We start from the raw sequence: 13,711 nt of genomic DNA on the forward strand, positions 1-13,711 counted from the left end.
TCAATATTAAGTACTTCGCAAGCTGGTGATCTCTTAATCAACATGAAAAGACCTCTTGCCGTTAACAAGAGGTCCCGCCATTTAAGAATTCAACGTCCGGTCTTTTTTATCCAGCACAGAATCTGTGCCAGGGTCTTCATATTTGTATTCGTGCTCCCAGAAATCTGCATTTTTAATGCCAAGCTTTACTGGATCAAACACTGGATCAAGACCTTGCTTCTTTTGAGCCTCATAGTCTTTTAGAGCAATAAGCGCCGGTTTGGCCAAAATCAGGATGGCAATTAGGTTTAGCCAGACCATGATGCCAAGGCCTACGTCTCCTAGAGCCCATGCTAATGATGCTGTTTTAACAGATCCATAGAATGTCGCTCCAAGGAGTACGACTTTTACGAGGAACATCGGGATTTTATTGCTTTTCCCCCTGGTTAAGTAAGCAATGTTTGTCTCAGCGATATAGTAATACGCCATGATTGTTGTAAAAGCGAAGAAAAGCAGGGAAATCGCAACAAATCCTGAACCGAATCCCGGAATTGGAATAACCGATTCTACTGCAGCCTGTGTAAAGACTGGCCCAGGCTCAACTTCAGCTCCAAGTCCGTTTGCAATGAACGTACCATCAGGAGCCTGTGTATTATACATGCCGGTGAATAAAATCATAAATGCAGTAGCAGAACATACGAAAAGAGTATCAATATAAACAGAGAAAGCTTGAACTAAGCCTTGCTTTGCCGGATGCGAAACTTCAGCTGCAGCAGCCGGATGAGGTCCTGTTCCCTGACCCGCTTCATTTGAGTAGATTCCGCGCTTTACTCCCCAAGCAATCGCCATTCCAACGATTCCGCCAAATGCAGAATCCAGTGCAAATGCACTTTTAAAAATAAGGGCAATAACTGCAGGCAGCTCCGTAATATTAAAAGCAATAATGACAAGAGCAACCAGGATGTAGCCAAGCGCCATAAATGGCACAACTACCTGAGCTACACTCGCAATTCTCTTAACTCCGCCAAAGATAATAAGTGCTAATAGAATAATAAGTCCTAAACCAGTAATGAACGGGCTTACGCCAAATGCATTATCCAGGCCAAGCGCAATGGAGTTCGCTTGAACACCAGGCATCAGCAAGCTCATCGCAAGTAAAGCAGCGAATGCAAAAATAATGCCGTACCATTTCCATCCAGTTCCTTTTTCAATATAATAAGCCGGACCCCCGCGGTATTGTCCGTCCTGTTTCACTTTATAAATCTGAGCCAATGTTGATTCAATATAAGCACTTGATGCTCCAATGAAGGCAATGGCCCACATCCAAAATACTGCTCCTGGTCCGCCGAAGCCGATCGCAGTGGCAACACCAGCGATATTTCCAGTTCCTACACGACCTGATAACGCAATGGATAATGCCTGAAAAGAAGAAACTCCTGCTTCAGAGCTTTTCCCCTGAAACATCAGCAGCACCATATCTTTGATATGACGCACTTGCATAAATCGGGTCAAGATGGAGAAAAGCAAACCTACAGCCAAACAAATGTAAATAACGGGCGTGCTCCAGAGAACACTGTTTAAGCTATTAACAAACGCCTCCAATAAAAATCCCCCTCATAATACTGAATTTTCTTTCTTTTTAGATTATAAGGGATAAGTCATAACTGTACAATCACTATTTTGATAGAATATGTGCCATTTGTCGCGTTTAAGAAGGGTGAAAACGCAAACAACCCATATATATAGCGGTTCTTTCTTCTTACATTTCGTGTTAAAAAAAGTGACATAAAGAAAGAGTGCACCTAAAAAGGAACACTCTTATTCTCTAAAAATAACTCTGGGTAGTCAGTAATAAGCGCGGAAACACCCGAACTTGTCAAAGTCTCCAGTTTTTCAGTCTGATTTATGGTAAACACTCTAAGAGGATATCCTGCATCAACAACTCTCTTGCCAGCAGCTGAAACGGCAAAAGAAGCTTCAGAGTGGAGAGCATTCGCGTGAACCTTCCTTGCTTCTTCGATGATGTTAGATGGGATTCCTTCGAATAAAAGGGCCGTTTGAATGCTGCTTTCCAGCTCTCTTATTTTCCCCATGCTTTTAAATTGAAAGGATGAGAGAATGACTGAATCCGCCATTCCAGATTGGTGAATACATTGCAGTACTTTCTCCTCTAGCCCTTCATACGGAAAGACGTCATTTTTCAGTTCGATATTTACGTTCATTTCAGGACCGTTCGTTTTGATTAAATCTAAAACATCCTGTAAAGAAGGAATCATTTGCCGCGAATACTTGGGATGAAACCAGCTGCCCGCATCAAACAGCTTTAATTGTTTGTACCTGAAGTCTTTAACAAATCCAATCCCATTCGTTGTCCGGTCAATCCGTTCATCATGAATGACAACAACTTCTCCGTCCTTTGTCATCTGCACATCAAGCTCAATGCCGTCCGCTCCAATTTCACACGCTGCTTCAAATGCCGCCATTGTGTTCTCCGGATACTCTCCGCTGCATCCCCGGTGTGCATATATTTCAACTCGCTTACTCAAGGCTTTATACTCCTTTCTATGATGTCATTCTAAGATTCTTTTAAAAAAGGAACGGACGAATCTCGAGGAGACTGATTCGTCAGCTCGCTGTATTATTTCCCTTGTTTCTTTCCTGCTGTTTCAAGAGCGCGATCTGTTTCTTCCGCTGCCTGATCTAATGCTTTTTGAGGATCCATTCCCTGATAAAGGCTTTCCATTCCCGATACAATTTTTTGTCTTGATTCAGGGAATACAGAGATTAATGCTCCCTGCGTCGCCGCACTTGCTTTCGTGTCATGAAGCTGATCAACCGTTACTTTTAATTGAGGATATTTCTCCCATTGTTCTTTTACAATGTCCTGCTCATATGCTTCAGGGTTAATGGCAAAATAACCTGTTTCAACGTGCCATTTAGCCTGTACTTCAGGAGTTGATAAATACTTCATGAATTCCCATGCACCTTTTTGCTTTTCTTCGCTGATATCTTTTGACATCCATAGAGATGCGCCTCCGATGATGACTCCTTCACGTTCCGCTTCATCAGGAACTGGAAGGTAAGCTACGCCCACTTCAAACGGAGCATTGTCTACAAGCGCTTTAATCCCTGCAGATGAATCTAAGAACATAGCCATTTTTCCTGATTGGAAGGCAGCTCTCATATCGTCCCAGTTCTGTCCTGCATTATAGAATGTGCCGTCTTTGTACATATCATTGATAAGGTTAAATACATTTAAACCTTTTTTATCATTAAAGACTGCTTTTGCTGCGTCTCCTTTTCTGCCGTTTTCATTATCTACGTATTCTCCGCCCTGTGCTGCAAGCAATTCTTCAAAGAACCATCCGTAGTTTAAGATTGAGAAACCATATTGAGATGTGTTCGAACCTTCTTTTACTGTCAGTTTTTCAGCTGCTTCTTTTAACTCGCTGTAAGTCATTGGCGCTTTTTCAGGATCAAGTCCTGCTTTTTTGAATGCATCCTTGTTGTAGACAAGAACAGGAGTTGATGAGTTAAATGGCATGGAATATTGCTTTCCGTCAACCGTGTAGTAGTTGGAAATGTTTTTTTCCCATTGTGATGTATCGAAGTTTTCTTCATCGATAAACTTTTGAACAGGCTGGATTTTTCCGCTGTCGATCATGTATTTCGTGCCTACTTCAAATGTTTGCATAATAGAAGGAGCATCTGCTGTTCCTGCAACTGTATTGAATTTCGTTAATGCTTCTTCATAAGTGCCTTGGAAAACAGGTTTTACTTCGACTTCATCCTGCGATTCGTTAAAGTCCTTTGCAAGATCATTTAACACGGTTTCCAGCTCCCCGCTCATCGCATGCCAGAAGATGACCTCCGTTTTCCCGGATGAACCTTCGGCAGAAGCTTCTCCGCCCTCATCAGTGCCTGCTGAATTTGAACATGCACCTAAGATAATTAAAAGTAAAGACGATAAAACAAGCAGTAGTTTCTTCATTTGATTCGCTCCTTTTATTTGATCGCACCTTGAGTTAACCCTTTTTGGAAATGCTTTTGCCCTATGAATAAAATCAATAATGTCGGAAGTACTACAACAACTGCTGCTGCCATCACCACCCCCCATTGTGAAGAAATTTCCTGAGACTGCATTTGCTTCAGTCCAATCTGAACCGTCCGCACCTTCTCATTATTCGTAACAAGCAGGGGCCACAAATACATATTCCAAGTTGTTAAAAAGCTATAAATGCCCAGTGTAATTAAACTTGTTTTTGACACCGGCAGAACAACCTTCCAAAAGAAACGGAACCGGCTGATTCCAGCCACCTGCGAAGCCTCATAAAGCTCCAGAGGAATCGTTTTGAACTGCTGCCTAAGCAAAAAGGTTCCAAAAGCAAGCGCGAAAAACGGAATCGTCAAACTCGTATACTCATTAATCCAGCCAAGCTTTTGTACAGTCAGGAAGTTTGGCACCATGGTCGCTTCCCACGGAATCATCATGGTGGAAATAAAAAGCATAAAGATGGCATTTCTCCCCTTAAAGGTAATAAACACAAAAGCAAAGGCGGCTAAGCTTGATACAATGAGCTGCCCAAGCATAACGGCTATTGAGACGAAAAAGCTGTTCAATAAAAAGTGAAGTAGTGGGACTTTTTCGAAGGCCGCTTTATAATTATCAAGAGTGACCGTTTCAGGGATGAGATTCCCCTGCAGCACTTCCCCGCCCTTCATGAAGCTGATAGAAAAAGCATAAAGAATCGGGAACATCATCAGGAGGGCAGAGCTTGCGAGCAGTGCATAAACAACGATTTTCTTTGCTGTGCTCACCTATAATGCACCTTCCTTTCGCCTATCTTGAATTGAAGAACCGTCAGAACCAAAATGCCTAAAAAGAGAATAACAGCCTGCGCACTTGCTGAACCGATGTTGTAATTAATAAAAGCATCTTTATAGATGGAATACACAATGACATTTGTTGATTCCATCGGTCCGCCCTTTGTCAAAATGTCAATTTGGCCAAACGTCTGAAAGGCATTAATAAATGAAACGGTGATGACAAAAAACAGCGTTGGGGAGAGCATGGGAATCGTAATTTTTTTAAGCTGATAAAAATAGCCCGCACCTGATATTCTTGCACTCTCATAGAGCTGTTCATCAATATTCTGAAGGCCTCCAAGCAAAATCAGAAAAGCGAAGCCGGCATTCATCCAAATCGTAGAAACAGAAACTGCCAAAAGAGCATATTTGGGATCCAGAAGCCACTGAATTTCAGTCAGCCCGAGGCCTCCGACAACCTTGTTTATGACGCCGATTGCCGGGTTGTACATAAACATCCAAATCACAGACGAAGCGGCGACACTCATTCCCATCGTCGATGAAAAAACGGTTCTGAAAAAACCGATTCCCCGCAGTTTTTCATTGGCGATTAATGCTAAAAATAATGCAAGAATAACTCCTGCTGGAACTGTATAAACCACAAAAAGCATAGTGGCCTTCATACTATTTTGAAAAGAAGGAGACTGAAACAAATATGTAAAATTCTCAAAACCCGTAAAACTCAAAGGAACCCCTTGTCCGTCTGTTAAAAAAAAGCTTAGATAGATTGTGCGAATCATAGGATAGAAAAGAAAAACAGAGAATAAAAGAATAGATGGCAGTAAATAAAGCATACCGGCTCCAAAAGAACGCAGCTCTCTATTGCTTTCATGATTCACTTTTTGCTCTGCAAACGCTGCAGGAGCCTCATTTACACCGTTCATACGGATGCCTCCTGCTGATTCAGAACACGGCCTGATTGCTTAGGCTGTGAATAAATGCAATCGCCTGATTGATGGTCAAAAAGAAAAAGATCACATTCATCAATATAAAACTCTGCTTGATCTCCAACCTTCACATCCCATTGTCCACTCCATTTCGCAAGCCATTGCTCGTTTTCTTCGATATAGAATGAAATGAGTGTTTCTGTGCCAAGGATCTCGACATTTGCGACCTCAGCTGTCATCGTCGCTTTACCATATGCGGCAGGCTGGATGCTTTCAGGTCTGATGCCGATGACCGCTTCCATTTGATCAGGAATTACATTCCCTTTAAAAGGAATGGTTTTCTGTCCATCAATCTGAATAGAACCTCCGCTGATTTTTACGGTTTTTAAATTCATGGGAGGCGCTCCTATGAAAGAAGCTACAAACGTATTCTCCGGCTGATTATAAATTTCCAGGGGTTTTCCGATCTGCTGAATATCCCCATTGTTTAAAATCATCATCCGATCAGCCATTGTCATGGCTTCTGTCTGATCATGCGTCACATAGATCATTGTAATGCCAAGCTTCCGCTGAATCTGGCGGATTTCAGAGCGCATTTTTGCTCTGAGCTTTGCATCTAAATTAGAAAGCGGCTCATCCATCAAACAGATGGGAGCATGCGTTACAATTGCCCTTGCAAGTGCAACTCTTTGTCTTTGCCCTCCTGAAAGCTGCCTTGGCTTTCGCTTCAATAAATCTGATAAACCAAGCATCTCAGCTGCTTCTTCGCATCGCTGTTTTTGTTCAGCCTTTTTGATTTTTTTCGTGTGCAGGCCAAACGTGATATTCTCCTCAACTGACAAATGAGGGTAAAGCGCATAGTTTTGGAAGACCATTGAAAGATCCCGCTTGCTCGGAGGAAGAGAATTCGCTTTTTTGTCCCCGATGACCAACTCTCCGCCAGAAAGCTCCTCAAGGCCTGCAATCATCCGCAGCATCGTGCTTTTCCCGCACCCTGATGGACCGACTAATACGAAAAACTCTCCAGGTTCTATCACAACGTTTATATCTTTTATGACGTTATTTTTGGTGTCATATGATTTAGAAACATTCTTCAATTCTACTTTTTTCATGATCCTCACTCCTCCCGGTTAATTCCGCGTTTTCGTATTTCTTCCAAAGCCAGGATCTCCCTGTCGAAGCTGCGACAGCCCCGCTTGATAAAGCCTCTTCAATATGCCTTGCATGCTGAATCAACCCTCCAGTAATAATAGGAAGATCTGTTTCTTTCTTTATTTTTTTTATCATTTCAGGAATAAGTCCAGGCATTACTTCCAGTGCGTGCGGCTGGATTTCATTTACGGTTTTCAATCCATTTGCAACAGCATCCGTATCGATGAGAAAGAGCCGCTGGATGGCAAGCAGGCCTTCATTTTTGGCAAATTGAATCAGAGAGCTCTTTGTTGTGACGATTCCAGTGGGCTTTACAAATTTCGCAATGAACTTCAGACCTTCACGGTCATAACTGATGCCAGGAATCTTTTCCAAGTGTAAAAAACGTGTCGATCATGCTTTTTCAGCAAATCAACATACCGCTTGATCACACTTATATTGCCCATGAGCAAAAACGCGGACTGAATATCCGTTTCCATAAACCGGTCAAAGCTTTTCGGATCCTTAATCGCAGCAATCAGCCGATCTTCATGCAGACGCTTTATGAATTCCTGGTGGGTATCCATGGCTGTTTCAGCCCCTTCTATAAAAATAAAAACCATAAAAAAACTTGGGCTTTATCTATCACCTATGTTTTTTTATGGTTTCTCAATATCTCAACCTGGTTATATTCACTTGTCCTTCACGAGATTCATCATACCTCTCCAAGGTAAACCCAGTATGAAGATAATGTAGATTAATATGAAGGAAATGTTAGGGATTTGTAAAATATAGAAATCGTTTAGAAACTACCTTGGGAAATGGCGGATTTTTAGGGACCAGTGCGGGTGCAGGATGCTCTTGCAGGACTGCTATATTGTTTTGGGTACTCATAGCTTGCCTCTGATTCCTCCCATTCAGCAAGCATTGCTTCAAAATTCTTTTCAATGAAACACAAAAAAGGATACCAATTGCTGCGCAATTGGTATCCTTTTCTTATGTACTGAACTATTTCAACGCACACTCTTTAGATACTCTGTCAATCTCATCTAAATGCTTCTGACTGAGCTTAAAAGCGAGCGTGCCTATATTTTCTTCGGCATGGTGTTTTTTTGAAGCTCCCGGAATGGCAACCACGGTTTCACCGTGATAGTGCACAGTCCAGTTCAGAGCGATTTGACTGGCTGACACGCTGTATTCAAGCGCCACTTTATCCAGCAGATCAATTAGCGGCTGTGTGCGCTTTAAGGCTGCAGGTTTAAAGTGAGAAAAATGCTTGCGGGGGCCAGACATCTTTTTGATCAAATCAGGATTTTTATGAAATTTGCCTGTTAAGATTCCCTGTTCAAGCGGCGAGTAGGCGATAATCGAAATCCCGAGCTCCTTCGCTGTATTCAGAACACCGTTTCTTTCAATTCTTCTATCTGCAAGACTGTATTTCACCTGATTGGATGCAAGCGTGAAGCCATGGCTTTTAAGCACATTGTGGGCCTCTCCCATTTTAGCCGCATCAAAATTGCTGACACCTGCATACCGAATTTTTCCGCTCTCAATCAGTGAGGCCATTTGTTTCATTTCCTTTCGCACACTGGAAAACGAAAACGGCTGATGGATTTGATATAAATCGATGGTTTTGCCTTTAAGGGCCTGAATCCTTTCATCGATTGTTTTTGTAATGGATCCTGCCGTGCGGAACATCGGCCACCATTTAGTAGCGATCAATGCTTCTTCTGAAAGCTTGGGTATTTTTATCAAAGCGTCAGCCAGGGCTTCCTCAGATTTTCCGTTCCCGTAAATTTCAGCTGTATCAAACCAGTTAATACCACCCTCAAGGCTGATTTGCACGATTTCCTCAACTGCCTGGTTATCTGCTTCCAGCCAAAACTTGCCGACCAGCCGCTGCCTTTGCTGAACTGCCACGTGCCAAGTCCGAGCGCGGAGACCATAAGCTCCGTCTCCCCAAGTCGCCTGAGCGGTGTCTGCAATTTCAAGTCAATCCCCCCGTTTACTTAACCTTTGTTCGAAGCTGTGATCTTCTAATGACTTGATTAATCACTTCAGAAAAAACAAGTCCGATCGCGATGGAACCTGAAATCATAAATGCTTTTGCAGCTAATGTAATCGCGGTATTATAGTCATTCTCAACGAAATTCCTCATTGCGTCATACGCCATTCCACCAGGAACCAATGGAATAATGCCGGCTACGCTGAAAATAATAATCGGAGTTTTATAGATTTTTGCAAAAACCTGACTTGTAACGGCTACAAAAACAGCAGCAACTACAGTCGCTGGAACTGCGTCTAATCCATAGCCAACCAAAGATATGTAAATCAGCCACCCGCACATCCCCACCAATCCACACTTAATAAGGGAGGGCTTGGGTGCCTGAAAGATAATACCGAATGCAGCTGTAGATATAAAGCTTGTCACCAGCTGTCCAAGTATCCACATGTCTCCATCTCTCCTGTCTTAAAATAGTAAAAAAACAACGGCGATCCCAGAGCCGATGGCAAATGCAGTTAAGAATGCTTCCGCTCCTTTTGAAAGCCCGGATATTAAATGGCCAGCCATTAAATCCCTGACTGCATTTGTAAGAAGAAGACCTGGAACTAAAGGCATGACAGAACCAATAATGACTTTATCCATCTCTGTCCCGAGGCCGGTCCTTACAAATAAATAAGCAAGAAGACCAATAACAAAGGATGCCAGAAATTCCGAGAAAAATTTGATCGGCACCAGGCGATGAAAATAGATAACAGCCATAAAGCCGAGCCCGCCTGCAAAAACAGCGGGAAAAAAATCAGACCACTGCCCCTGAAACATAATCAGAAAGCAGCCGCTTGCAATCGCTGCTGCTATCACCTGCAAGGCAAGAGAATACGTAGACTTTGCATCCTCAATCTCTTTTAACAGATCATAAGCTTCATCAACATTTAATTCGCCATTGCTTATTTTTCTTGAAATGGCATTTACATTCGTCACCTTATCTAAATCCGTTGTCCGTTCCATAATCCGAATTAACTTCGTCTTTGTCGGCTGATCAGACTCAATCGAAAAAATAATGCCTGTCGGCGTTACGTAACTATGCGAACTTTTCACACCGTAAGATGCAGCAATCCGCATCATTGTATCTTCGACCCGGTACGTTTCAGCTCCGCTGATCAGCATGATTTTTCCGGCAAGCAGACAAACCTCCATGATCTCGTATGAATAATTTTGCTGAATCTTCATCTGTATGTTCTCTCCAATAGCTTGATATTCCCCTTCAAGTTAGGATTTGTGTTTGTGGTTTGTTTCAGTTTAAACGAAGGATCGAGCTTAATCAATTATTGACTCAAATGAAAACGCGAACATAAAAAACCCTTCCCGTAAATTAGGAGGGCTCATCTTTATTCTATGAATTAAACTTTTTTTCTAATTCTTTATAAACCAAAAATTCTTCAAACTGTTCTTTTGTTACCCCTAAAGAAATTGCTTTTTGCATTAAATGAACCCATTCTTCATCTATTTCATCAGGAGTATCATCGGTACTAAGGATATAATTCAGTGGTACTTCTAATATTTTTGATATCTTTTCTAAAACTTGTATGGATGGATTCACTTTAATATTTCTTTCTATTGAACTTATATATGATTTGGCTACCTTAGATTTTTCTGCAAGTTCCGTCATTGACATCTTTTTTGCTTGCCTAATTTTCTTCAATCTTTCTCCAATCATCTTTTCACCTACATAAGAATTAAATTTTCCCTTCAGCTGTTTTGGGTGGAATAGGAACAGTTTTAGATTGTTTTATTGGCTTTAGGCCCACACCGATTTTCCCTGAAAAAAAATGCCCATACGGAATTCTGTTAAATAGATATGTTGATATTATAGATAAAACAAGACTGCCCATAAAATATGAGATTGTTTTTGTAATTGGATCAGCAATCCATGGAATCAGATTGAATCCTATTGCCATAATCGCCATAAATAGTGGGTGAAAAAGATAAATTCCAAAAGAGAACTGACTTATTAGAATAATGATTTTTGGAACTTGTCTAATTTTCAAAGATAGATAATACAAAGAAATAATTAAACTGGTTGAGAAAAAAAGCATATCTATTCTTTTTGAAGAAAAGCTTGTAATGATATTAGTTTCATATAAATAAATACATGCAACTCCCAAAAGGAGCGGTGCTAGTATTACTATTTTCGAATGTTTTTTCAGCTGGTTAATAAATGTGGAGTAATAACGGCCACAATAATAAGCGATAGAGAAATAAAAGATCCACCCTAAGAAAGGAATCCAATAAAACTTCTCCCAAATATATATTCCTATCTCATTTGGATAAGGTTGAACAAAGTTGAAAAAACCCAAATATAGTAAGTTGATCACAAGACAAGTACATATAACCTTGATTGGATTCATGTTTTTGAGATACTTATCCAAAAAGTAGTGAAGGACATAAAATTGAAGAATAACCAAGATGAAGTACCCATGAAAATCTCCTAATAACAAATGCCTCCACCAAAGTTGGCCAGCAGCTTGTATGAAAGGTTCTCCTGTTACAAGAGTTTGTTCAAAACCTTTGACTATAGCGTAAAAAGTACCAAAAATAAGATACGGAAGAATGACATACTTAACTCTTTTACTCCAAAAAGCAGAAGGCAGAGAGTCTCTATATGTTCTTGACAGGATAAACTCAGAAATAAAAACAAATGTTGGGGTACCAAAAGTTAATAATAAGGAAAACATAGTTACCATATCATTTTCATCCAGGAAACCTCTAGCTAGTGAATGAAGCAAAAGTATGCTCATACAGGCAAACGTCCGTAATATAAATATTTCATTTATTAGATTTTTTTGCACAAAATGCCCTCCTCTTCCTAAGTACCCGTTTAATCGCTGAAAAAATAATTGTCTAAATGATATAATGTTTCCTTGGCTTCTGATCCATGTATACCAAAGACATTGCCTATTAGTTTGATGTACTCGTTAAGAGTAATACCTACATCATGTTTGCTACTCCACCAATGAAGATGGTTATAAGGACTATCACTTGATACATACTTAATAGTAATGTCTTTGTTTTTCATAACTCGATCAAAATTAATCTTCACTCTTCTCATGTGGTAATCTGATGAAATCACGATTACTTTCTTAAAATTGAAATCTTCTATTAACTCGCTGGTGAATTTCGCATTATCAATTGTACTCGCAGCACTTGTTTCTTTTATAATTGAATTTGAAGGAATCTCTTTTTCTGCAATTTCTAACATTCTCTTATGGCGGGCATTAGATAGAATAATTGTGTCTGCAAACCCTTTTTTGTATAGAAAGATTGCTTTGTCCATACGAGCTAACTCTTCTCCGCTCAAAACAACTATCACATCAGCCATTTCTGGTTTTTCGTTTACTACTAAAAAATCACCAGCTGTATAAAAACAGATAGCTGTTCCAATCAAACACCAAACTAATACAATTCTTTTTAAAGAGATGTTTTTCTTTTTTATATCATTTTCTCTTAGCCCAGCAATAAACATATGTTTCTCCCAACTAAAGAGATGCCTAACTCTATCATTACAGTTAATCATCATCTTAAACCTATAAATGCCTTGAAATTCAACACTGTTCAATTAATTGATAGATATCATTGTATGTGTATCTTCTATCAAATTGGTCTTCTGCCAAATTTCTAGCGTTTTTTCCAAGCTCAATACGCTTATTTTCATTTTTCTGAAGGTCAATAATCAAATCAGCTAAATGATTGTAATCACCTGGCAAGTAGTTATATCCAATGTTTTTCTCGGTAATGATTTGTGAGAACTCTTCATTTAAACTGCTATTAAGAATTGGAAGACCTGCAGCAAGAAAATCACCAATTTTGTTTGTGATACTTTGTTGAGCACCTTTAGTTATCGCATTTGCAGCAATATCTGAATGTGATAAATATGGTATCATGTCCTCATAGGTTAGATGGCCCATAAAGTCAACAGGAGCATCTAATTCGATTGCCAAATCGACAAATTTATTCTTTAAAGGACCAGAACCTATTACCTTAAATACAATCTGATGCATTCCTCGTTTCTTTAAAGCCGCAACAGCTCTAATCACTGTCTCAAGATCATAGCTATAACTAAGTGTCCCTATATAGGTAATCCAGAACTCACCTTCGACTTTACGAACACCTTCTTGTTTGTTCATATCAAAATAACCCAAATCTGTACCTATAAACACAGGCAAGTAGCTTTTAGCGTGGTGGTTCACTCTCTGCACTCTATAAATATAGCTTTTAGAAACAGCAACAACGTAATCTGCCATTTTATATATTGAATTTGCATAAATAGTGAGGGGATATAGGAGAACATCAACTATTTTTTCCGGCAATGGTAATGCATTTTTAATTGATTCCGGCCAAACATCTTGTATATCCATGAATAACGGAATTTTATTTCCTTTCGAATACTTTCCTACTATATAAGCAGTTTCCATCATCGGATATGCACAATAAATCATATCTGGCTTGTTTTTTAATGTTTTTAAGTACTTGCTGAGCTGGTTAGCAAAATGTCTGTGGCTTTTGATTCTGTCAATTCCAATATTCTTCATGTAACCTAGCTCTTCAATTAAAACTACTTTGTATGTTATTTTTTTTTGTAATTGTTCAATATCATTTAAATTGCGAAATTCTTTATCATTATGTTGAAACGAACTAGTCACTAATGTGATTTGATGGCCTTTTTGACTTAATTGCTCAGCTATATAAGTAAAGCGGTTAAATCCTTTTTCACCTGGAAGAATTGTAAAAGGTGCTACCAAAAGTATATCTTTGCTCTTTGATTTCAATTAATAATCCCCCTTAATAA

At 39.9% G+C, this 13,711-nt stretch carries 13 protein-coding genes and 1 pseudogene; all 14 read right to left on the minus strand.

The features are described 5' to 3' along the window. Positions 1–81: 81 nt before the first annotated feature. Positions 82–1,581, minus strand: coding sequence for an alanine/glycine:cation symporter family protein (locus GJU41_RS13710; protein WP_070879624.1), 1,500 nt, complete (start codon positions 1,579–1,581; stop codon positions 82–84). A gap of 200 nt (positions 1,582–1,781) precedes the next feature. Beyond that, complete coding sequence (locus tag GJU41_RS13715; protein ID WP_224771430.1) at positions 1,782–2,525, minus strand: glycerophosphodiester phosphodiesterase; 744 nt, start codon at positions 2,523–2,525, stop codon at positions 1,782–1,784. A gap of 92 nt (positions 2,526–2,617) precedes the next feature. Beyond that, positions 2,618–3,970 carry an ABC transporter substrate-binding protein gene (locus GJU41_RS13720; RefSeq protein WP_154318971.1) on the minus strand — a complete coding sequence of 451 codons (1,353 nt, stop codon included), beginning with the start codon at positions 3,968–3,970 and terminating at the stop codon, positions 2,618–2,620. Positions 3,971–3,984: 14 nt separating this feature from the next. Next, positions 3,985–4,740 carry a carbohydrate ABC transporter permease gene (locus tag GJU41_RS13725; protein WP_154319022.1) on the minus strand — a complete coding sequence of 252 codons (756 nt, stop codon included), beginning with the start codon at positions 4,738–4,740 and terminating at the stop codon, positions 3,985–3,987. A 53-nt stretch (positions 4,741–4,793) separates the two neighbouring features. Further along, positions 4,794–5,729, minus strand: coding sequence for a carbohydrate ABC transporter permease (locus GJU41_RS13730; RefSeq protein ID WP_154318972.1), 936 nt, complete (start codon positions 5,727–5,729; stop codon positions 4,794–4,796). After that, a complete protein-coding gene (locus GJU41_RS13735; RefSeq protein WP_154318974.1) occupies positions 5,726–6,844 on the minus strand; it encodes an ABC transporter ATP-binding protein in 1,119 nt (372 codons plus the stop codon). The genes GJU41_RS13730 and GJU41_RS13735 overlap by 4 nt, the downstream gene beginning before the upstream one ends. Next, positions 6,813–7,450: pseudogene (locus tag GJU41_RS13740) on the minus strand (glycerol-3-phosphate responsive antiterminator). The gene GJU41_RS13735 and the pseudogene GJU41_RS13740 overlap by 32 nt, the downstream one beginning before the upstream one ends. Positions 7,451–7,871: 421 nt before the next feature. Continuing rightward, on the minus strand, positions 7,872–8,783 hold the full coding sequence (locus GJU41_RS13745; protein ID WP_318185819.1) for an aldo/keto reductase: 912 nt from the start codon (positions 8,781–8,783) through the stop codon (positions 7,872–7,874). Positions 8,784–8,868: 85 nt separating this feature from the next. After that, entirely contained in the window at positions 8,869–9,315 is a 447-nt protein-coding gene (locus GJU41_RS13750; RefSeq protein WP_070879617.1) for a threonine/serine exporter family protein, read from the minus strand. An 18-nt stretch (positions 9,316–9,333) separates the two neighbouring features. Beyond that, positions 9,334–10,095 carry a threonine/serine exporter family protein gene (locus tag GJU41_RS13755; RefSeq protein ID WP_070879616.1) on the minus strand — a complete coding sequence of 254 codons (762 nt, stop codon included), beginning with the start codon at positions 10,093–10,095 and terminating at the stop codon, positions 9,334–9,336. A 163-nt stretch (positions 10,096–10,258) separates the two neighbouring features. Beyond that, a complete protein-coding gene (locus GJU41_RS13760; protein ID WP_070879615.1) occupies positions 10,259–10,582 on the minus strand; it encodes a helix-turn-helix domain-containing protein in 324 nt (107 codons plus the stop codon). 19 nt (positions 10,583–10,601) lie between these two features. Continuing rightward, entirely contained in the window at positions 10,602–11,714 is a 1,113-nt protein-coding gene (locus GJU41_RS13765; protein WP_070879614.1) for an acyltransferase family protein, read from the minus strand. Between the two features lie 29 nt (positions 11,715–11,743). Next, entirely contained in the window at positions 11,744–12,388 is a 645-nt protein-coding gene (locus tag GJU41_RS13770; protein WP_070879613.1) for a YdcF family protein, read from the minus strand. A gap of 79 nt (positions 12,389–12,467) precedes the next feature. After that, positions 12,468–13,691 carry a glycosyltransferase family 4 protein gene (locus GJU41_RS13775; RefSeq protein WP_070879612.1) on the minus strand — a complete coding sequence of 408 codons (1,224 nt, stop codon included), beginning with the start codon at positions 13,689–13,691 and terminating at the stop codon, positions 12,468–12,470. Positions 13,692–13,711 lie beyond the last annotated feature (20 nt).

It is taken from the genome of Metabacillus idriensis, assembly GCF_009674765.1.
Lineage (GTDB): Bacteria > Bacillota > Bacilli > Bacillales > Bacillaceae > Bacillus_P > Bacillus_P idriensis.